This window comes from Faecalibacterium duncaniae (assembly GCF_010509575.1).
Lineage (GTDB): Bacteria > Bacillota > Clostridia > Oscillospirales > Ruminococcaceae > Faecalibacterium > Faecalibacterium duncaniae.
Window position 1 is genome coordinate 1,957,489 of sequence record NZ_CP048437.1, and the last position, 20,037, is coordinate 1,977,525.

Annotated in this window: 19 protein-coding genes; 1 reads left to right on the top strand and 18 read right to left on the bottom strand. The window is 61.9% G+C overall.

The window, feature by feature from the left end; translation table 11 throughout:
* Positions 1-119 precede the first annotated feature (119 nt).
* The 14 genes from GXM22_RS09500 to GXM22_RS09565 form a co-directional block, all read right to left on the bottom strand.
* A complete protein-coding gene (locus GXM22_RS09500; protein WP_005931887.1) occupies positions 120-1,166 on the bottom strand; it encodes a sulfate/molybdate ABC transporter ATP-binding protein in 1,047 nt (348 codons plus the stop codon).
* On the bottom strand, positions 1,163-1,837 hold the full coding sequence (gene modB / locus GXM22_RS09505; RefSeq protein WP_005931889.1) for a molybdate ABC transporter permease subunit: 675 nt from the start codon (positions 1,835-1,837) through the stop codon (positions 1,163-1,165). Before modB ends, GXM22_RS09500 begins: the two co-directional genes overlap by 4 nt.
* A gap of 20 nt (positions 1,838-1,857) precedes the next feature.
* A complete protein-coding gene (gene modA, locus GXM22_RS09510) occupies positions 1,858-2,745 on the bottom strand; it encodes a molybdate ABC transporter substrate-binding protein (RefSeq protein ID WP_005931892.1) in 888 nt (295 codons plus the stop codon).
* Positions 2,746-2,833: 88 nt separating this feature from the next.
* Positions 2,834-3,766: an MOSC domain-containing protein gene (locus tag GXM22_RS09515; RefSeq protein WP_005931895.1), complete on the bottom strand. Its 933-nt coding sequence runs from the start codon at positions 3,764-3,766 to the stop codon at positions 2,834-2,836.
* A 4-nt stretch (positions 3,767-3,770) separates the two neighbouring features.
* On the bottom strand, positions 3,771-4,751 hold the full coding sequence (moaA, locus tag GXM22_RS09520) for a GTP 3',8-cyclase MoaA (RefSeq protein ID WP_005931898.1): 981 nt from the start codon (positions 4,749-4,751) through the stop codon (positions 3,771-3,773).
* Positions 4,744-5,241 (bottom strand): cyclic pyranopterin monophosphate synthase MoaC, encoded by a 498-nt coding sequence (gene moaC / locus GXM22_RS09525; RefSeq protein ID WP_005931901.1) that lies wholly within the window; start codon positions 5,239-5,241, stop codon positions 4,744-4,746. Before moaC ends, moaA begins: the two co-directional genes overlap by 8 nt.
* A 71-nt stretch (positions 5,242-5,312) precedes the next feature.
* Positions 5,313-6,332 (bottom strand): molybdopterin-binding protein, encoded by a 1,020-nt coding sequence (locus tag GXM22_RS09530; protein ID WP_005931904.1) that lies wholly within the window; start codon positions 6,330-6,332, stop codon positions 5,313-5,315.
* An 18-nt stretch (positions 6,333-6,350) separates the two neighbouring features.
* On the bottom strand, positions 6,351-6,869 hold the full coding sequence (gene mobB / locus GXM22_RS09535; RefSeq protein ID WP_005931907.1) for a molybdopterin-guanine dinucleotide biosynthesis protein B: 519 nt from the start codon (positions 6,867-6,869) through the stop codon (positions 6,351-6,353).
* A complete protein-coding gene (locus GXM22_RS09540) occupies positions 6,859-8,097 on the bottom strand; it encodes a molybdopterin molybdotransferase MoeA (protein ID WP_099357312.1) in 1,239 nt (412 codons plus the stop codon). The genes mobB and GXM22_RS09540 overlap by 11 nt, the downstream gene beginning before the upstream one ends.
* A 429-nt stretch (positions 8,098-8,526) precedes the next feature.
* Positions 8,527-9,444: a hypothetical protein gene (locus GXM22_RS09545; protein WP_005931919.1), complete on the bottom strand. Its 918-nt coding sequence runs from the start codon at positions 9,442-9,444 to the stop codon at positions 8,527-8,529.
* 26 nt (positions 9,445-9,470) lie between these two features.
* Entirely contained in the window at positions 9,471-11,627 is a 2,157-nt protein-coding gene (locus GXM22_RS09550; protein ID WP_005931922.1) for an aldehyde ferredoxin oxidoreductase N-terminal domain-containing protein, read from the bottom strand.
* A gap of 12 nt (positions 11,628-11,639) precedes the next feature.
* A complete protein-coding gene (locus GXM22_RS09555; protein WP_005931925.1) occupies positions 11,640-12,284 on the bottom strand; it encodes a ferredoxin-like protein in 645 nt (214 codons plus the stop codon).
* 22 nt (positions 12,285-12,306) lie between these two features.
* Positions 12,307-13,218 carry an FMN-binding protein gene (locus GXM22_RS09560; protein WP_099357311.1) on the bottom strand — a complete coding sequence of 304 codons (912 nt, stop codon included), beginning with the start codon at positions 13,216-13,218 and terminating at the stop codon, positions 12,307-12,309.
* Between the two features lie 183 nt (positions 13,219-13,401).
* The gene (locus GXM22_RS09565; RefSeq protein ID WP_035393766.1) at positions 13,402-14,139 is read right to left on the bottom strand and encodes a formate dehydrogenase accessory sulfurtransferase FdhD; all 738 of its coding nucleotides are present in this window, start codon (positions 14,137-14,139) and stop codon (positions 13,402-13,404) included.
* A gap of 181 nt (positions 14,140-14,320) precedes the next feature.
* Here GXM22_RS09565 and GXM22_RS09570 point away from each other — a divergent pair, with 181 nt between their 5' ends.
* Positions 14,321-16,273: a glycerophosphodiester phosphodiesterase family protein gene (locus GXM22_RS09570; protein WP_242651560.1), complete on the top strand. Its 1,953-nt coding sequence runs from the start codon at positions 14,321-14,323 to the stop codon at positions 16,271-16,273.
* A gap of 103 nt (positions 16,274-16,376) precedes the next feature.
* On the opposite strand, the gene GXM22_RS09575 is transcribed toward GXM22_RS09570, so the two are convergent.
* The 4 genes from GXM22_RS09575 to GXM22_RS09590 all read right to left on the bottom strand — a co-directional run bounded on the left by GXM22_RS09575 (position 16,377) and on the right by GXM22_RS09590 (position 20,028).
* Positions 16,377-17,207: an energy-coupling factor transporter transmembrane component T family protein gene (locus GXM22_RS09575; protein ID WP_005931939.1), complete on the bottom strand. Its 831-nt coding sequence runs from the start codon at positions 17,205-17,207 to the stop codon at positions 16,377-16,379.
* The gene (locus GXM22_RS09580) at positions 17,197-18,918 is read right to left on the bottom strand and encodes an ABC transporter ATP-binding protein (RefSeq protein ID WP_005931941.1); all 1,722 of its coding nucleotides are present in this window, start codon (positions 18,916-18,918) and stop codon (positions 17,197-17,199) included. Before GXM22_RS09580 ends, GXM22_RS09575 begins: the two co-directional genes overlap by 11 nt.
* Positions 18,919-19,003: 85 nt before the next feature.
* The gene (locus GXM22_RS09585) at positions 19,004-19,558 is read right to left on the bottom strand and encodes an ECF-type riboflavin transporter substrate-binding protein (protein WP_005931943.1); all 555 of its coding nucleotides are present in this window, start codon (positions 19,556-19,558) and stop codon (positions 19,004-19,006) included.
* 227 nt (positions 19,559-19,785) lie between these two features.
* On the bottom strand, positions 19,786-20,028 hold the full coding sequence (locus GXM22_RS09590; RefSeq protein WP_005931949.1) for a hypothetical protein: 243 nt from the start codon (positions 20,026-20,028) through the stop codon (positions 19,786-19,788).
* Between the last annotated feature and the right edge of the window lie 9 nt (positions 20,029-20,037).

A 20,037-nucleotide genomic window follows, 5' to 3' on the forward strand; every position in this document is an offset into this window, starting at 1 on the left:
CTTTACTTGACAAGGTCTAGTATAATTGCATCACTTGATAAAGTCAAGTACTTTTTTCAAAAAAATTCTCCCTGCTCCGTATTTCTGTTTCGGGAGCAGGGAGAAAACGATTTTTTGCCTCAGATCAGCGGCATGATATTTTCCGGGGCGGCAGTAAGGCAGGCGGGTGCTTTTGGCGGCGGGGCCGCCAATGTCTCCTTGGACACCTTCCACCACAGGCGGGCCTCACCGCCGGGCAGGGTGAAGATCATGTTCCAGTCAAAGGGATTCTCACTGGTGGAGACAGCCTGCACCGGCAGGCTGTTGGGGGTGCCGGGAGCGCAGGGTGCAAAGTCATGGGCGCGGATGCCCACGGCGCGGCAGCCCTCGGGCACCGGCAGAGCCACGGTCAGCGGCTGTTCCCAGCCCGCCAGATGAACGGTATGCTCCCCCACCCGGGTGCAGGGCAGAATGTTCTTGCAGCCGGTCAGGCGGGCGGCAGCACGGGTGCGGGGGTCGGCAAAGACCTCCTTGGTCGTGCCTGCCCGGAGCACCTCGCCGCTGTCCATCACGATCATCTCCCTGCACAGGCGGTAGGCCTCGTCCCGGTTGTGGGTCACCAGCAGGGCCGTGCCCGCAAACCCGGCCAGCAGGCTGCCCACTTCCCCCTCTACCTCCTCGCGCAGGTAGCTGTCCAGCGCGCTGAACGGCTCGTCCAGCATCAGGATGCGGGGCTTGGCCGCCAGGATGCGGGCCAGGGCGGCACGCTGCTGCTGCCCGCCTGAAAGCGCGCCGGGCAGGCGCTTGGCCAGTTCCTCCAGCCGCATGGCCCGCAATGCCTCGGCACAGGCGGCCCTGCGGGCGGCAGGGTCCTTTTCCTTTTTCAGTGCGCTGAGGATATTCTGTTCCACGGTCATGTTGGGGAACAGGGCGTAGTTCTGGAACAGCAGACCCACATTGCGCTGCTGGGGCGGCAGGTCGATGCCCTGAGCGCTGTCGAACAGCACCCGGCCATCCAGCACGATGCGCCCCTCGTCCGGCCGGACGATGCCTGCAATGCAGCGCAGGGTCATGCTTTTGCCGCAGCCGGACGCACCCAGAAGGGCGGTGGCAGTATCCCCCGCCGTAAACGCAGCGTGGAGGGTAAAGCCATCAAACCGCTTGGTCACATTTACTTCCAGGCTCATGTGTGCTTTCCTCCCTGCTTCTGCCTGCGTTCCAGCAGGTTCACTGCCAGCAGCACCACCGCCGAGATAACGATATCCACCAGCACCCACTGCATGGCCCCGGCTTCATCGTTGGTGCGCCAGAGCTGGTAGACCGTGGTTGCAATGGTGGCCGTCTTGCCCGGCGTGTAGCCTGCGATCATGCTGGTGGCACCATATTCGCCCAGCGCACGGGCAAAGGCCAGCACCGTACCGGCCAGAATGCCCTGACGGCAGCAGGGCATTCGCACCCGCCAGAAGATCCATGTGTTGGAAAGCCCCAGCGTCTGTGCCGACCAGGCCAGCGTTTCGTCAAAACTCTCAAAGGCACCGCGAGCCGTGCGGTACATCAGCGGAAAGGCCACCACGATGGAAGCAAAGATGGCGCTGTACCAGTTCATCACCAGCTTCACGCCGAAATGTTCCATGAAAAAGATGCCCAGCGGCCTTTTTGCGCCGAACAGCAGCAGCAGGAAATATCCCACGACCGTGGGCGGCAGCACCATGGGCAGGGTAAGCACCACATCCAGCACGCCCTTGAGCACGCGCGGGAGCTTTGCAATGTAGTAGGCCGCAAAGATGCCTAAAAAGAACACTGCTGCGCAGCTGATCAGCGCAATGCGCAGGCTGTTCCATAAGGGATACCAGTCCATACCATTCCCCCAGCGGATGCTTACAGTGCGGTGAAGCCGACGCTCTCGAACACGGTCGCAGCCTTGTCGGTGCGCAGGTAAGCCAGGAACTCCTTGGCAGCCTCGGCATGGAGAGCGTTCTTCATCACAGCGGCGGGGTAGATGACCTGGCCGCACATTTCCTTGGTAGCCTCGTCCACGGGGGTCAGACCGGCGCTGTACGCATCGGTGCAGTAAACGACACCGGCATCCACGCTGGCCTCGCTGACCTGGGTGGTGACTTCCTTGACGTTGGAGCCGTAGGTGATGACACCGGCAGCAGCCAGAGCTGCCTCATCCAGATCGTAGTAGGCCAGGATCTTCTGGGTGTACTGACCCACGGGCACATCACTGTTGCCCATGCAGAACAGGATATCCTCTGCCTTCAGGTGCTCGGCCAGGCTGTCGAAGCTGTCAATGCCCTTGTTGCTGCCCTCAGGCACACAGAGCACGACCTTGTTCTCCAGCAGATCCACACGGCTTTCGGCATCCACAAAGTCCAGGCCCTCGGTGTTCCCCTCAGCGGAAGCGGTGCTGTCCAGCTGGTTCATCTGCTTCTGACCGGCGGAGATGAACAGGTCGCAGTCCGCACCCTCCTGGATCTGGGTCTTGAGGGTTCCGGAAGAGTCAAAGTTGAAGCTGAAGGTCACGCCGGGGTTCTCTGCGGAGTAGGTCTCGGCAATGGCGCTCAGGGTCTCGGTCAGGGAGGCGGCAGCAAAAACGATCAGCTCCACGCTCTCGCCGGAGGCAGCCTCAGAGGAGGCGGCAGCGGAGGATGCGGTAGAAGATGCAGTGCTGCTGGAGGAGCCGCCGCAGGCGGTCAGAACAGCAGATGCGGATGCGATGCCGGCAGCGCACAGGAAGCCGCGGCGGGAGATCATAGTTTTCATAGTCTTGCTCCTTACAGTGGGTATGCTTTTGTTGTACTTTTATTTTCACGCCCGGCACCAAAAGCAACGCCGCGGCGGTGAAACAGGCTTATTTGCGGGCACACTCGCCGTCCAGCCCGGCGGCAATGCGTACCCCGTGCTCCAGGCTGGGCAGGATGTACTCCAGATTCTCTTTCACGGCCTTGGGGCTGCCGGGCAGGTTGACGATGAGGGTCTTGCCCCGCAGCACGCTGACAGCACGGCTGAGCATCCCGCGCGGGGTGATGCTCAGGCTGTGGTAACGCATAGCCTCAGCAATGCCGGGGGCGTTGCGGTCCGCTACGGCATAGGTGGCTTCCGGGGTGATATCCCGGGGAGCAAAGCCGGTGCCGCCGGTGGTCAGGATCAGGTTGACCTGACGGCCATCGGCCAGCCGGATGAGCTGTGCCTTCAGGGCCTTTGCCTCATCGGGCAGGATCATGGTCTCCTCCACCTGATAGCCTGCAGCGGTGAGCATCTCCACGATCAGGGGGCCGCTCTTGTCCTCCCGCTCACCACGGCTGCCCTTGTCGGAAAGGGTGATGACGGCAGCGCGCAGGGGCGGATTTTCCGGCGGGGGCAGCAGGGTCACCTCGTCCCCCACGTGGATCTCGCCGCCCTGCAGCACCCGGGCAAACACACCCTCCCGGGGCATGATGCACTCGCCGGTCTTCTGCTTGATGACGCAGTCATTGTGGCACTCTTTGCCGATCTGGGTCATTTCCAGCACCACGTCCCCGATGGCGAAGCGGCTGGTCACGGGCAGATTGCGGAAATCGTAGCCCTCCACCACCAAATTCTCGCCAAAGGCACCGTAGTCCACCCAGATCTTCTTGCGGAAGTTCTCGATCTTTTCGGCGCTGAGCATACTGACCTGACGGTGCCAGTTTCCGCCGTGGGCATCGGTCTCAATGCCCCATTCCGGGGTCAGGCGTGCGCTTTCCACTTCGGTCTTGACCGTGCCCCGCTGGGGGCTGGTGCAGATCGCCAGAAGTTTTCCCATAGATTTATCCTCCAATTCGGTACATGCCCCGGGTCGCGGGGATGTCCTGTTTCAATTCAAAATGATGTTCCTGGGGCTTTTCCCAGATGGTGGTACGGATAGCAGTCAGCAGCTCTTCGTCAGACGCGCCACTGCGCAGCAGGGCTTTCAGGTCACATCCGGCCTCACTGGCAAGGCAGGGGCGCAGAAAGCCCTGACTGGTCAGCCGCACCCGGTTGCAGGAGGCGCAGAACTTGCCGTGGACAGCGGCAATGAAGCCGATGTCCCCTTTCCAGCCCGGCACGGTGTAATAGACCGCCGGGCCGTCGCCCAGCGCGGCACACGCGGCCCCGGGCAGCGGGGCCAGCTCCGGCCAGCGCCTGCGGAAGCGGGCCAGCAGCTCCGGGCCGGAGATACAGGGCATGGCCGCCCCGTAGCCGATGGGCATCATCTCGATGAACCGCACCTGCAGGGGCTTGTCCTGTGCCAGAGCGGCCAGCGCTTCCAGCTCACCCTCGTTTACGCCCACCTGGGGCACGCAGTTCAGCTTGACCGGGATGCCGCTTTCCAGCGCGGCATGGATGCCCGCCTGCACGGCGGCAAATTCATCCCTGGCCGTGATCTTTGCAAACAGAGCGGGGTCCAGCGTATCCAGACTGATGTTCACGCTGTCCAGCCCGGCCTCCAGCAGGGCGGGCAGCTGCTGTTCCAACAGGACGGCATTGGTGGTCATGGTGACCTTCCGGATGCCAGGGATGGCTTTCAGCCCCTTGACCAGCTGCTCCACGCCCTTGCGCACCAGCGGTTCGCCGCCGGTGACCCGCACGGTATCCACCCCGCACCGGGCAAACAGGGCGGCAAGGCGCAGGAATTCCTCGTAGGTCAGGATATCCTCCCGTTCCAGCTTGTCCACGCCATCCGGCATACAGTAGCGGCAGCGCAGGTTGCACAGGTCGGTCACGGAAAGGCGGAGATAATGGATCTTGCGGCCCTTGGAATCAAACATAGCCGCCCTCCGCCCGGATGTAATGTCCGCTCTTGCCGCCGGTCTTTTCCACCAGATGGATCTCGCCCAGCTCCATGCCCTTATCCACGGCCTTGCACATGTCATAGATGGTGAGCAGGGCGGTGGAAACGCCGGTCAGTGCCTCCATCTCCACGCCGGTCACGCCGCTGGTCTTGACCGTGCAGCGCGCTTCCACAGCCCGGCGCTCGGGCAGCAGGTCAAACTCGATCTGCACCTTGGTCAGCGGCAGCGGGTGGCACAGAGGGATCAGCTCGCTGGTGCGCTTGGTGGCCATGATGCCGGCCACCCGGGCCACGCCCAGCACATCGCCCTTTTTCACGGTGCCGCTTTCCACAGCGGCAAAGGCATCCGCATTCATGGTAATGATGCCGTGGGCCGTGGCCTCCCGGGCCGTGACGGGCTTTTCGCTCACGTCCACCATCACAGCGTTTCCGGCGGCATCAAAATGTGTCAGATTGTTTTCACTCATATTTTTTCACCTTAGTTAAGCTCCCCCTTCGGGGGAGCTGGCAAAGCCGAAAGGCTTTGACTGAGAGGGTTTCAGCAGTGTCCGAAGCCGCAGTTGGGCCAGTGGCACTCGGCGCAGCCCAGGCAGAGGCCGCCCTCGCCCAGACGGGCGATATCCTCGGCGGTGATGGGGTCATCGGCCAGCAGGCGGGGCAGCAGCAGGTCAAAAATGGTGCGCTTGGCGTACATCACACAGCCGGGCAGACCGCAGACCGGCACACCGTCCAGATAGCTGACCAGGAACATGGCACCGGGCAGCACGGGCGCGCCGTAGGTAATAATTTCAGCCCCGGTGTTCCTGATGGCCAGCGGGGTGCGGTCATCAGGGTCCACGCTCATGCCGCCGGTGGTAAAGATCAGCTCACAGCCTGCGGCCTTTGCTTCCAGAATGGCGGCCGTGATGCCCGCCGGGTCATCGTCGCAGACCTTGTGGAAGGCCATCTCACAGCCATACACCGCCAGCTTTTGCTCGAGGATGGGAGTAAACTTGTCCTCAATGCGGCCCTTGAACACCTCACTGCCGGTGGTGATAACGGCAAACTTCTTCTGGTGGAAGGGCAGCACGTTCAGGATGGGCTTCGGCCCGGCAGCAGCCTGCATGGCCTCCATCTTCTCCTGCTCAATGACCAGCGGGATGATGCGGGTACCAGCCAGCTTGGCTCCCTTTTTCACAGGCAGGTCGCCGTGGATCGTGGCGATCATCATCTGGGGGGTGCTGTTCACCGCCAGCAGGGCCCTGCGGTCGATCTTGAGCAGACCGTCGCAGTCAGCGATCAATTCGATCTTGCCCTCCCGGGGCTCGGTGCCGTGGATATTCTGACCGGCAGCGGCCTTGTAGAGCAGGGCGGCAGCTTCGTCCTCGTGGAGGATGCCGGGCTTTTTCTCCCAGACATAGAGGTTTTCCTTGCCGATGCTCAGCAGCACCGGAATATCCTCGGGCTGAATGATGTGGCCCTTTTTGAAGCGGGCCCCCTTGAATTCACCCGGGATGATCTGGGTGATATCGTGGCAGAGCACCTGCCCTGCCGCGTCTTCGGTACGGATCAGTTTCATGGTTTCTTCCTCCCCCTGTTACAATGCAGGCATCTGTGCAGCGATCCAGTCGGCCAGCGCTGCGGGCTCGTCCAGTGCAAAGTCTGCCCCCGGAACATCCCCCACGATGGCCAGCGGTTCAAAGGAGACAGGCTCCTCCGAGACAGCCTTGCGCACCACCTCGATCTTGGGCCAGCCGCTCTCCTTGAAGCCCTCCATCAGCACCAGATCATAGCCGTGGCGCTCAAACAGGGCCAGCAGATCCTGCTCGTTCAGGCGGAATTCCTCCGTCAGCAGGTAACGGCTGCCCGAAAAGACCGCCACGCCCTCGGCCCCGGCCTCCCGCAGACGGAAGCTGTCGGTGCCCGGCACGTCGGGGGTAAAATCGTGGCCGTCATGCTTGATGACACCCACCTTCAGGCCCCGTGCCCGCAGCAGGGGAATGAGTTTTTCCAACAAAGTCGTTTTGCCGCTGTTGTGCGCACCGCTCACGGCCAGCACAGCCGGGCGCTTCAGGCTCAGCTCGGCAGCAAGCGCCTGTTTCTTTTCACTGTACAAAGTTCAGTACCTCCACTTCTTCGCCCGGAGCCACCGGGCCGCTGCCCGCAGGCAGCTCCACCAGGCAGTTGCAGCCCATCATGGCCGACAGACTGCCCGAGGAATGCGCCTCCGCGTTGCCCTCGCCGGGGATCTCCACCAGGCCGCCCAGCGCTCTGGCCCGCAGAAAGCGGGTTCCCTTGCTGGGCTTGGAAAAGCCGGTGGTCAGCCTTCCCCGGGTATGCACCGGGATGCAGTCCTCTTCCCGCCGCCCTGCGGCCCGCAGCAGGGCCGGAACGGCATACTGCTCCAGCGTGGCAGCAGCGGCAAAGGGATTGCCGGACAGGCAGAACACCAGCTTTTCTCCCACCTGTGCAGCGATCATGGGGCTGCCGGGCTTCTGAGCTACCCCGGCAAAAACAGGCTCCGCGTGCAGCATTTCCAGCACTGTGGGCAGGTAATCCTTCTGCCCCACCGAAACACCGCCGCTGGTGATCACCGCATCACACCGGGTGAGCAGTTCTTGCATCCGGGCGGCGATCTCCTCCGGGTCATCCGAGCAGTGGGTGCGCTCCACGGCAAAGCCCAGCTGCCGCAGGCGGGCGGCATTCTGGATCCCGTTGGCATCGTAGATCTTGCCGGGAGCCCAGGCCTCACCCGCTTCCAGCAGCTCACTGCCGGTAGCAAGCACGCCCACGGTCAGGGGGCGAAAGACCTCGGCATCCGGGATGCCCTGACCGGCCAGCACACCGATGTGCGCCGGGGTCAGCACAGTTCCGGCAGCGGCAATGGGGGCACCGGCGGCGATGTCCTCACCCCGGAACACCACATTGGCGTTGGGTTGAAGCTGTGCGTAAATGCGCACCTGCTCCTCCCCGCCGTCGGTCAGCTCCTGCATCAGAACGCAGTCTGCGCCCGGGGGCAGGGGTGCGCCGGTCATAATGCGGGCAGCACACCCGGCAGGCAGGACAGCGGCGGGGGCATCCCCGGCGTAGAGCTTCATCACCACCGGCAGGGTGACAGGGGTCTCCTCCCCCGCCCCGGCCGTGTCGGCACTGTGAAGGGCATAGCCATCCAGAGGGCTCCGGTCAAATGGGGGCTGATCCATCCGGGCGCACAGGTCCCGGGCTGCGATCCGCCCACAGGCATCATCCAGCGGCACCCGCTCCGTGGCAGGCACCGGGAGAGCCGCAGCAGCATCCAGCACCCGGCGCAGGGCCTGGGCTGGCGTGCAAAAAGGCTGTTTCATTGCAAAAATCCTCCATCGCTCCCCGGGGCACAGTTTGCCCGCTATGGCCCGGACAAACTCCCGGGGAGATCTCTTTTCGATCGGCAGGTGAAAAAAAGCGGAGACGTTTTGACCGAAAATCAAAACGCCCCCGCAAAAAACCGAACATGGCCCGGAGCGGCAGCCTGCAGGCCGCCACGCCGAGGGAGCCGCTTCCTTTTCCGCTGTTGCAGCAACGGGAAGGAGGCAACGCTCCGGAACGGTGGATGGGAGGAGTTCTTTTTTTCAAATTGCAGCGTTTCTTCTGCGGGAAGGCGGCCGGGTTTCCCCTGCCACCCTTGAATGCCGGCGTTGGCCCTTAGCATTGCGGCGCGGTGTCCTGCCCCCTGCGGGGTTTAGACAGCCTTGCTCAAAGAAGCTCTTGTACCCTATTCAATTGTGTATGATCTTTTAGTCGCAGAAATCATCCACGTCGCTGATGGCTTTTGCATAGCGGCGGGTGAGGTACTGGGTGGAGAAGAGGAACCGCTCGTTCTGATTGTTGGTCAGCTCTTCGATGTCGGCAAACTCCAGCCTGCCCTGCATGGTCTTCCAGGTCTGCTCGATCTCCTCCGGCGCAAGGCCGTAGGGGGAGCGCTGGAAGTACTTCAGCGGGGTAGCACTGGGGTAGACCCGTGCGTTGAAGCGCACCATCTCAGCAAACATGACACAGAGGTCTTTGTCCTCAATGAGCTGGGCGATCATGGCGTAGTTGTCGCTCATGTTGGCGTTGGAGTAATAGTAGGAATCCTTTGCGCCTGCACGGACAACGATATCCTCACACTGGGGGTCCTGCGGCATCTGAGCCAGCAGCTCGTCGGCGTTCTCCACCTCACTGACCAGCAGTGCGTGGGGCGTGATAAGCGCGGCGGCGCTGCGGGAACGGATGTAACCGGCCAGCTCCTGCGCGGGGGTCAGCTCCGGCAGCTCCGGCGCGGTCTGGGTAGGCTGATCCGCAAAGGGATCGTTTTCAGCCTCCGGCTCACCGGCCAGAAAATCCAGCAGCTGAGGCTTTGCGGCCTCGTCCTGCGCAGTTTCGGCGGCTTCGGGTGCGGCCCCGGCAGCCTGCATTGCTGCAAGCTCTGCGGTCTCCCGCTCCACGGCGGCGATCACGTCCTCGCCGGTCTTGGCGGCGCTGCCGTCAAAGCTGCTGCCCGTTTCCTTCAGGCGGCGGGCCGTCTCGCTGGCGGCATCGATGTCGAACACCTCTGCCTTGGGCTTTTTCTTGGCGGCCAGCTCTGCCTTCTGCAGGTCCAGAACGGCCTGCTCCGGGTCCACGCTGCTGTCCACAGTGGTGGTGTAGCCGGGTTTACGTCTGCCAAACAACATGACGATCGTTCCTCTTTCTATGGGATTTATTCAGCTGCTGCGGTGTTCTGGGCGTAGATGCCGCGCTTTTCCAGATCATCGGCCATGTCAGCCAGATCATACTTCTCCAGCGTCTCGCGGGTGGGCACACCGGTGGTGCGGTCCCAGCCGAAGATGTCGTAGAACAGATCCTTTGCCTTCTCCATGTCGGCGCGGTCCAGCTTGGTGGTGCCTTCCTCGAATGCCTTGAAGTCGGGGTCCTTATCGAACACCCAATCACAGATGGCATCGTGCTCCTGACGCAGGTTTGCGCTGCCGCAGTTCTGCTGGAAGCTGATGGCGGTCATCGCGCGCAGCATCTGGGTGATGCGGGCACCATCCTCCTGCAGATCGGCCTGGGTATAGGTCTCGCCGGTAACAGCAGTCATAAAGTCTGCCTGCAGATCCAGGTCGCCGTGGTACTCGCGCTCCTTGGAGGGAGACTGGGTCATGGGCCACATCCAGTTGCACAGGGTGGCAGAGTCGTGGAAGTTCTTGTCGTTGACGCAGTATGCAGCCAGCTTTGCCTTGTTCTCGTTGATGGGAGTGTAGGCCTTGGCCTTATCGTAGCAGCCCTCGCCGAAGAAGTCTTCCATGACCTTCTTGGTCACATCATAGGGAGCACCGGAGCCGGTCTCGCAGACGATCTCGTGGATCATGCAGTCGCGGTTGTAGACGAGGTTGTACAGCATACCCACCTGCCATGCCTCAGCAGGGCCGTGGTGGTTGGGGAAGCCGTTGTAGATCAGGTTGGAGTTGGTGGCACCATCGTCGCGGTCCAGCCAGCTCTTGGGCAGGCCGAACTTCTCCATCATGGCCAGGGTGCCCTTGGCGATCACGGACAGGTCGCCCTCACCGTAAGCCATGCGGCGGATCAGCTCCACCTCCCAGCGGGGATCGCCGGCCTTCTCCCACTCCCAGGGCAGGGAGTCGTACTCAGCCTCGCTGATGTACTTGGTGGCCTCTTCGCGGGGCATCCGCAGGATCCACAGCAGGTCGCGGTTCAGGTTGCCGTAGTTGTCCCACAGGCCCATATCGTCCACAGCATGAGACCATGCCAGGTTGATGACCATGGTGCCGTCGCCCTCGTACTTGAAATCGTGCACGCCGTCCGGATAGACGCGGGTGCCGTACAGCACGGGCATACAGGTGTTGGAGTTGTGGGTGGGCAGGTCGTAATCGGCCAGCGGATCCACATCGTACTCAGTGTAGCAGCGGATGGGGCAGGAGGAGCAGCCGCCGTTCTTCACGGTGTACTCCGCAGCCGGAGCGCCGAAGTCGAAGTAGCCCTTGAAGCAGCGCAGAGCCACCTTGTTGATATCGTTGTAGGGCTGCTCGCCGGTATCCACGGGGCCGCCGGGAGCCTTCTTCCACATACGGCCGGGAGCGCCGGACCAGCGGTTCTTGCCGGAGGTGGCGCTGTACTCTGCCCAGCTCTGGGGCTGTGCGGGCACGTTGTGGTTGTTGTTGCCGCCGATCAGGTTGCCCATCATGTAGTTGGACAGCTCCAGCACCTTCTTGGGGTCAGCCACCTTGACGCTGCCGGTGCCGCGGATGGCCAGGCCCTTCAGCTTCTTGTTGCCCATGGCAGCGCCCAGACCGGCACCGCCGGAGTTGCCGAAGCTGGTGTTCAGAGTGGAGTAATCCACCAGATTCTCACCGGCGGGGCCGATGGAAGCAGTCTCGAACTCACGGCCGTTCTGCTCCACCATCCACTTGTTGGCAGCAAAGGTACCCTTGCCCCAGATCTCGCTTGCGTCCTCCAGAGAGACTTCGCCGTCCTCGATGCGCAGGTAGACGGGCTTTTCGGAGATGCCGCTGACAACGATGCCGTCGTAACCGGCATACTTCAGCATGGAGCCGATGTGGCCGCCCATGTGTGCATCGATGATGGAGTGGCCCTTGGACCAGGTAGAACGGAAGGTCACGTTCATACGGCCGGAGCAGGGCACGCCGGCACCGGTCAGGGGGCCGACACCAAAGATGACCAGAGCCTTCTCGTCATAGGGGTCCAGCTCCATGGGAGCTTCCTCGTACATAATGCGGTAGGCCATGCCCATACCGCCGATATATTTATGGTATTTTGCGTCGTCCTGGGTGGTGATCTCACCGGTGGTCAGGTTGACGCGCAGGATCTTGCCTGCCCAGCCATAGGTTTCAGCCATTGTTGTTCCTCCTTACAGGTCCTTGTAAGCAGCCTGTGCTGCGCTGGTAACGGCATCCCAGTCCACGATGGACAGAGCGCCGGACGGGCAGCCCGCCACGCAGGCACCGCAGGCGATGCACTTGGAGGACTTGCCGGTCTCGGGGTTGACGGTGGGCATGTGCCAGGGGCAGGCCTCCACGCAGGCACCGCAGCCGATGCACTTGTCGGTATCGACCACGCGGATGCCCTGCTCATTGGTGACAATGGCCTTCTGGGGGCATGCATTGCCGCAGGCGGGATCCTCACACTGGCGGCAGGTATCCGGGAAGTAGACAAAGCAGTTGTCGGTGCCGGACAGCAGACCGTTGCCGTCGCCGTCCAGATTCAGGCGGCGCTGGATCTTGACACGGCTGATGTAGGAAGAGCACACGCCGTCGTTGGTCAGGGTGCAGTTGATCTCGCACCGCTGGCAGCCGGTGCACAGGTCAGCATTGACCACCAGCAGACCCTGGGGCAGTGCCCAGGTCGCCACAGCACCGGCGTCCACCTGCTTCTGAGAGCAGCCAAAGAGGGACAGCATAGATGCGGAAAGGGTGAGTCCTGCAAGGCTCTTGCCCGAGATCTTCATAAATTGACGGCGGGTCATGTCAGCCGTCAGAAAATCAGTTTTTGCCATAGGTTTCCATTCCTCCGTGAGGTCACTCTGCGCAGAGCACCTCGGTTACATAGAAATAAGAATTGTTGACGATGTCCGTGACCGCCGTGGACGTAATGGTTGCACCGGAAAGCGCATCCACCTGGGTCATGTCAGCGCTGACCGTGTCGGCCGCACTGCCCTGGGTGGTCAGATCAGCGGCCTGCAGCTTGTACTCGGCCTGCTTTTCAGCGGACCAGTCTGCATAAGGCACTGCCTGTTCCTCGCCGTCCTGCGCGCTCTTGCTCAGACACGCCGCGTACAGCTTGCGCCGTGCCACAGCCTCAGCACTGTTGTCCATCGGGGGGATGAGCGCATCGTCCATCGGCTGGCCGTTCAGGGCCGAGAGGGTCAGCCCGGCTTCATACATCTTCCGGGTAGCCTCGGCCTCCGGGGAGGTATCGCCCGCACGCCATGCGGCGGGGTCAAAGGCCTCAGCGGGGGCAGCGTCGGTCCCGGCGCTGCCTGCGGCAGCAAAAGCCGTGCCGGTGGCCGGGTCGGTCACAGTGTAGCGCTTGCCTGCCAGCGTGAAGGGAGCTGCGCCCTGGTACTGGGCCGTGAACTCCGGGTTCTCACACTGGGCACCCAGGCTGTCGGTCTCGGCCTGTGCCAGGATCTTCACATCCAGCACATTGCCGTCGCGGTCCAGCGTCACACCGGCCTGCACCTCGCTCTGGAAGCCCTGCTTGCTGCCCACCACATAATACGTGGTGTCATCCAGCTGGTACACCGCGCTCACACCATAGGTGGCAGCGTCGGCATCTGCCAGCGGCAGAGCCGTTCCGGCCACCGTGGTGCGGCTGTGCATCAGCCCGCCAAGGCCAAGCGCCATGGCAAGCGTTGCCGCACCCATGGCCGCATAGCCGGGCAGCCGCCTGCGCCACAAGGACTGCGGCGCATGATTTGCCTGCTTCAATTGTATCACCTGCCTGTTTGATTCAGCTGTGCCCGGAACTCCCGGGCACGAAAACAGCCGTTCCACCTGCTGCAACAGTGCGGAACGGTTTCTTCGTTATAAGAATAACATCTTTTCCACCGGTTAGTCAACGTATACGCACAAACAAAGCCCTACAATTTCTCTCAAAAGCTCTTGGTGAAATCATTTCTTTTGCCGGATGAACAGTTTCAATCCATATTCCTCTGCCAGCTCAAGCGACTGTACCGTGGGCATACTCTTGCTCACCAGCGCGGGCACACCGGCCCGGATGGCCTTGCGCACCATATCCACCGGCACCCGGCCGCTGGTAAAGAGCACACACTCCGCCAGCGGCACACCCTCTGTCAGGGCGCAGCCCACGGCCTTGTCCAGCGCGTTGTGGCGGCCCAGATCCTCGCACCGGTACAAGATCCTGCCCGCACGCAGCAGCAGGCAGCTGTGCACGGCATGGGTGGCACGGTAGAGCGGCAGGCCCTGCCCCATGGCATCGGCCAGCGCATCCACCCATGCGGCGGGGATCTCCCGCTGGGGCACCGGAGCCAGCGGCGGCAGCCGCACCGGGCTGGCCAGCGTCAGATTATCGGTGCAGCAGCTGGGCACCTCCTGCCCGGCCTGTTCCGCTGCCGCCAGCGGGTGGCGCAGCTGAACGCTTATTTTGAGGCCCTGCGCGCAGACGGCCACCCGCTCCACCTCGTCAGCAGAAGTGATCCAGCCCTCGGTCAGCAGGCGGCCCAGCGCCAGCTGCGGCAGCAGCTCCGGCGTGCAGACCACCCGGAAGGCTGGCTGTTCGTTGACCAGAATGGCCGCGGCGTGCTCTGCCGCCAGTGTCCGCTCGGTGCCATCTGGCATCCGGACGCTCTCTGCCCCCGGTGCTGCACCGAATTGATCCATGATCTGCATTGGGTGTTCCTCCCCTGTCTGTTTTACTCTGCCCCTATTGTAACACGCTTTTGCTCCGCTGAAAAGCGCCTGTGCCCTCTGGAACAAACTGTCGATCCGTGTCGTTTCCATTTTTCCCGGCTTTGTGATATACTACTGTAAAATGACAGAACCATATCCCAGTACCGAGGTGGAATCCAAATTGAAGCATCTCTTCCGCTCCCTCACGCGGGCACACCGGGCCTACAAGGACACCCGGAACCATGCCCTGACCCTGCTGCACCGGGCCTCCGCTGCCGTTCTGACAGCCGTGCTGGTGTACAAAGCCCTGACCTATCTTTTGTTTCTGCCCGCCATGAATGGCATCTGGTCGCTGACACTGCGCTGTTCGCCGGTAAACTACCTGACCAACAACAATGCGCATCAGATCTTTACTTCACCGACCATTTTAGGCGGGATCGTGCTCATCGTCCTTCTGGCGGCGTGCTGGAACCTTTACGGCTTTTCCATCCTCCTGCACGGGTTTGCGCTGGCCCGCCGGGGTGAACCACTGCGTCCTGTTTCCCTGTTCGTCCGGTCACTGGGGGATATCCGCCATGTCCTGCTCCCCAAGAACTGGCTCATCCTGCTTTACTGCGCCCTGCTCATCCCCTTTACAGATGTATTCGTGACTTACAACTATATCTCTCAGCTGGCTGTGCCGGAGTACATCCTTGGGCTTGTCCGGGCAAAGCCGCTCTATCTGGTGCTTTTTCTTCTCATTCTGGGTGCGGCGTTCCTGTTTACCCTGCTCTGGGTCCTGGTGCTCCCCCTCTTTACGCTGGAACGCAAAAACCTGTGGGATGCCGTTCAGGAGAGCGCTGCCCATGTCAAAACACAGCTTCCCCGGCTGGCCGGTGTGCTGCTGCGGTGGAACCTCAGTGCGCTGATCCGGTCTGTTCTGGTCTTTTTCGGAGCTTCCCTGCTGGTTTACAGCGTGGCAGCGCTGATCGGCCTGCGGAGCACCCGCGCCATGCTGCTGCTCGCCCGTGCGCTGTATCTGTTGGAGATCCCCTTCTTCGGCTTTTTGCTGGATTGCAAGGTCACCACGGCCCAGTGCACCATCATCGCATTCCTCTACGATTGCTGCCGTGACTGCCCGCCGGAAGCGCTGCCGGAAGGCAAGCCGCACCGCTTTGGCGGCTGGCCCCTGCTCACCGCTGCGGTGGCCGGGGTCACGCTGGTCACCGGGCTGATGGCCGTCTACCTCTATGCCCTGCCCCAGGACGATGCCCTGCTCACCGCCGTAGGCGGCGTGACCCCGCTGGTCACCTTCCACCGGGGCGACTGCACCGTAGCCCCGGAAAACACCCTTCCCGCCTTCCGGTCGGCCATCCTCAAGGGCGGCGACCGCATCGAGCTGGATGTGCAGATGACCAGTGACGGCGTGGTCGTGGTGACCCACGATTCAAACCTGAAACGCTGCACCGGCAAAAACGCAAAAGTCTATGATCTGACCTATGCCGAGGTGGCACAGCTGGACGCAGGACGCTGGTTCAGCAGCCGCTTTGCCGACACCCGGATCCCCACCCTGGAACAGGTGCTGCAGCTCTGCCGGGGCCGCATCGGCCTGAACGTGGAGATCAAGCCCAGCGCCGCCACCCCTGCTCTGGAGGCTGAGACCGTACGCCTGCTGCGGGAATACGGCTTCGACAGCTCCAACTGCGTCATCACCTCCCAGAGCTACGAGACCCTGCACAAGGTCAAGACGCTGGCCCCTGAGTACCCCACCGGCTACATTCTGGCTCTGGGCGTAGGCAACTACTACGACCTGCCCGATGCCGACTTTTTCAGCGTGGAGACCACCTTTATCACCTCCGGCATGGTCAACGCCGTCCATCTGCGGGGCAAGACTGTGTCTGCCTGGACCATCGACCGCGAAAAGGTCGCCACCCACATGCTGGAGCTGGGCGTGGACGACCTCATCACCGACAAGCCCGACATGGTGCAGGATCTGCTGGCCCGGAACCAGCAGGTGGATGACAGCCTGATCGACTTCCGTGACCTGCTCAACGCCCTGCTCCACCCGGAGCAGCCTGCCGACTCCTCCGATGACGCGGAGGAGACCATCACCGATGCCGTGGAAGACCCGGAGGAGTTCGTGGACGCGGCGTAACACGGCCCCCTCTTTCTTGCGGCATCATTGAACCAACGGTCTGTAAAAGCAAAACATCCCCGCACGGCCTGCCGAAACAGGAAGTGCTGGGATGTCTTTTTGTTCAGAGGAATGGGTTATAGAACCTTCCAAAGCGGATGGTCACGGTCAGGCTGATGAGCAGCAGGGCCGCGCCCACGCCCAGGGCAATGAAGTCCCGCCGGGCAAAGGGGCGCTGGGTATACCAGGTGCGCTTGCTGTTCTTGCCGAAGCCGCGCAGCTCCATCGCATTGGAAATGGTGTCGATGCGGTTCAGGCTGGTCAGGATGAGCGGCAGCAGGATGTTGACAGAGTTCTTCATCCGCTTGAAGAAAGGCTCCTTTTTGCCCAGCTCCACGCCGCGGGCCTGCTGGGCCTGGCTGATGCTGTGGTAGTCGCGCTGGATATCGGGGATGTAGCGTAGGGCAATGGCCACTGAATATCCGACTTTATACGAGATGCCGATGCTGTTCAGGCTGGCAGCAAACTCGCTGGGGTCGGTGGCAGAGATGAAGAGGATGGCCACCGGCAGGGCCACAAAATATTTCAGGCTGATGTTGACCATGTAGAACAGCTGTTCCGCTGTCAGGTCATACCGCCAGAACAGGTGGCAGAGCACCGTGCGGGTGCCGTACAGGGTGGTACCCTGATTGGGATCGAACAGGAAGATGAACAGGTTGTTCAGCAGCAGGAACACCAGCATGAAGGTCATCATAAACCGGACTTCCCGGAATTTGATCCGGCTCAGCCTGAAGGCCAGCAGGCTGACCACCAACAGGCCCAGCAGCACCCAGGTGTTGTAGGTGATCATGCTGGCAAAGGTAAACAGCAGGAAGAACGCCAGCTTGGTGGTTCCGGTCATCTTATGGATGACACTCTCCCGGGGGAGATAATTCAAAACAGTCTTAGCGGCCACCCTCTCTCACCTCCCGGTCCTGCTCAATAAAGCGTTCTACAAATTCCTGCGCGGGCGCAATGCCGCAGCGGTTGGCCAGCGTGTACAGGCTGGTCTCCTTCAGGGCCGCCTGTTCCACCAGCACGGGGTCACACAGAACGGCGGCCGCGGTGCGGTCGGCAATGAGCCGTCCGTCGCAGAACACCAGCGCGCGGCGGGTGTATTCCAGCATCAGGTGCATGTCATGGGTGATCATCACCACCGTCACACCCCGGGCATTCAGGCCCCGCAGGAACTCCATGATGTCGGTATAGTGCCGGAAATCCTGCCCGGCGGTGGGCTCATCCAGAAGGATGAGCTCCGGGTCAAGCACCAGCACGCTGGCAATGGTCACCCGCTTTTTCTGGCCGAAGCTCAGTGCAGAAATGGGCCAGTTGCGGAAGGGATACAGACCGCAGACCCTGAGGGTCGCTTCCACCTTTTCCCGGATCTGCGCCTCGGTCAGGCCGGAGCGCTGCAGCCCCAGAGCCACCTCATCGTAGATCATGGTCTTGGAGATCATCTGGTTGGGGTTCTGCATCACATAGCCGATGTGCTGGGCGCGGCGGCGGATGTTCTCCTCAGCCAGCGGCTTGCCGTTCAGGAAGATCTCGCCCGCATCCGGGGTCTCGAAGCCGCAGATGAGCTTGGAGAGGGTGGATTTGCCCGCGCCGTTCCGGCCCACGATGCTCACCATCTCCCCCTTGCCGATTGAGAAGCTGACATCCCGCAGGGTCTGCTGGCCCTTCTGATAACCAAAGCTCAGGCCCTTTACCTCCAGCAGCGGCTCCCGTTCCGGCTGCGCGGTGGGCCGGGGCCGGGCCGTGAACCAGTCCCGGAGCTTTTGGGTGTCGGTATCGTCCAGCACAAGACTGTCCACATGGGCGGGGTGCTTGTCCGGAGTGATATCCACCCCGGCATAGCGCAGAGCCGTGACATACAGCGGCTCCCGGATGCCGTTTTCCGCCAGCAGGCTGCCCGAGAGCAGCTCATCCGGGCGCAGGTCTGCCAGAATGGTGCCGCCGTTCACCAGCACGATGCGGTCCACGTTCCGCCAGAGCACATCCTCCAGCCGATGTTCGATGATGAGCACTGTGGTATCCGTCTTTTTCTGGATCTCGTCGATCAGTTCAATGGCCTGCTTGCCGGTGGCGGGGTCGAGGTTGGCCAGCGGCTCATCGAAGAGCAGGATCCTGACCTGATCCACCATCACGCCCGCCAGGCTCACCCGCTGCTTCTGCCCGCCCGAAAGCTCGTGCGGCGCATAGCCGAGATGGTTCTCGATGCCCACCAGCTCGGCAGCATGGCGGGTGATGGCGTGCATCTCATCCTGCGGGGTGCAGCTGTTTTCCAGTGCAAAGGCAATGTCCTCGCCCACGGTCAGCCCGATGAACTGGCCGTCCGGGTCCTGCAGCACCGTGCCCACATGGGCCGAAAGCTCAAAGAGGCTGCTGTGGGGCGCATCCACACCGTCTACGGTCAGGGTGCCGGTGCACGCGCCGGGGTTGGAAAACGGGTTCAGCCCGTTGATGCACCCCGCCAGCGTACTCTTGCCGCTGCCGGAGGGGCCCGCAATGAGCACCCGTTCCCCCGGGTAGATCTCCAGATCGATATCGGTCAGGGTGGGGCGCTTCTGGGCGCGGTACTGGAAGGAAAAGTTGCGGAATGAGATGATGGGTTTACGTTCTGCCATGGGTATGGTACCTCAGCTGTTCATCAAAAAAGCCTTTCCAACGGGCCGGACGGCGCAGATGGAAAGGCCGGGTTTCATGCGGGGATCACTCCTGATCCAGAGAGCCCTTCTTGGCGATGGTTCTGGTGTAAGCCAGCACCAGCAGGCCGCCCACCACCACAGCGGTGATACTGTTGGACACTGCGGCAAATGCACCCTGTGCAAACACCTTCTTGACGGGCTCGGCGTAGATGGCAATATCCAGCACGGGGGCCACCAGGATCCAGGCCAGCAGATGGGCCACGATATTGGCCAGCGCAAAGAAAGCTACCTGCTTCTTGCTGAACTCGCCTTCCTGCAGGTTCAGCTTCTTGGAGAACAGGCCCACCACAACGCCCACAAAGGCGGAGGCGATGACCCAGCTCCACCAGGGGCTGCCGCCCCAGGACAGGTCGATGAGGGTGTGGCCGATGAAGCCGATCAGGCCGCCGGCCACGGGGCCGTACATGGCAGCCAGCAGGGCCAGAACGGCGTACTGCAGGCTGATGTTGGTGTTGGGCACCGGGCTGGGAATGGCCACAAAACGCCCCAGAACAAAGAACAATGCCGCGCCGATACCGACAGCGACAACGGGCTTGATGCTGCTGTTGTTATTTTTCATATTCTCTCTCCTCTTTTATTCCGCGGATGCGGGGTTTCTTGCAAGGCATCGTTAGTATACGACACCCTCTTGAGCCTTGTCAATGGACAATCCGCCCGCTTTGCAGAAAAACGGCTGCTTTCCTGCATTTGGGGGCGAATGCCTTCCCGCCCTGTGCAGCAAAAAAGAGCACCCGCGCCTGCCGGAGCGGATGCCCTGTGAATGCTGATTCGGTTTTGGCCCAAACCTTAGTTCTTAGCGGTCAGGCTGAAGGTGCTCAGGGTCTGGAAGGTGGTCACGATAACATTGATGTTGTTGACGATGGAGCTGCCTGCGGAGAACACGCGGGCGATGTAGTTGAACAGCTTGCCAACGTTCAGGAACACGTCCCAAGCGGTAGCCTCGGTGGTTGCGCCACCCTGCAGGTACACCATTTCGTTCTCATCGATCGCAGCAAAGTTAGCGGGCATTTTGATCTCATTGTTCATCATAACGGGGAT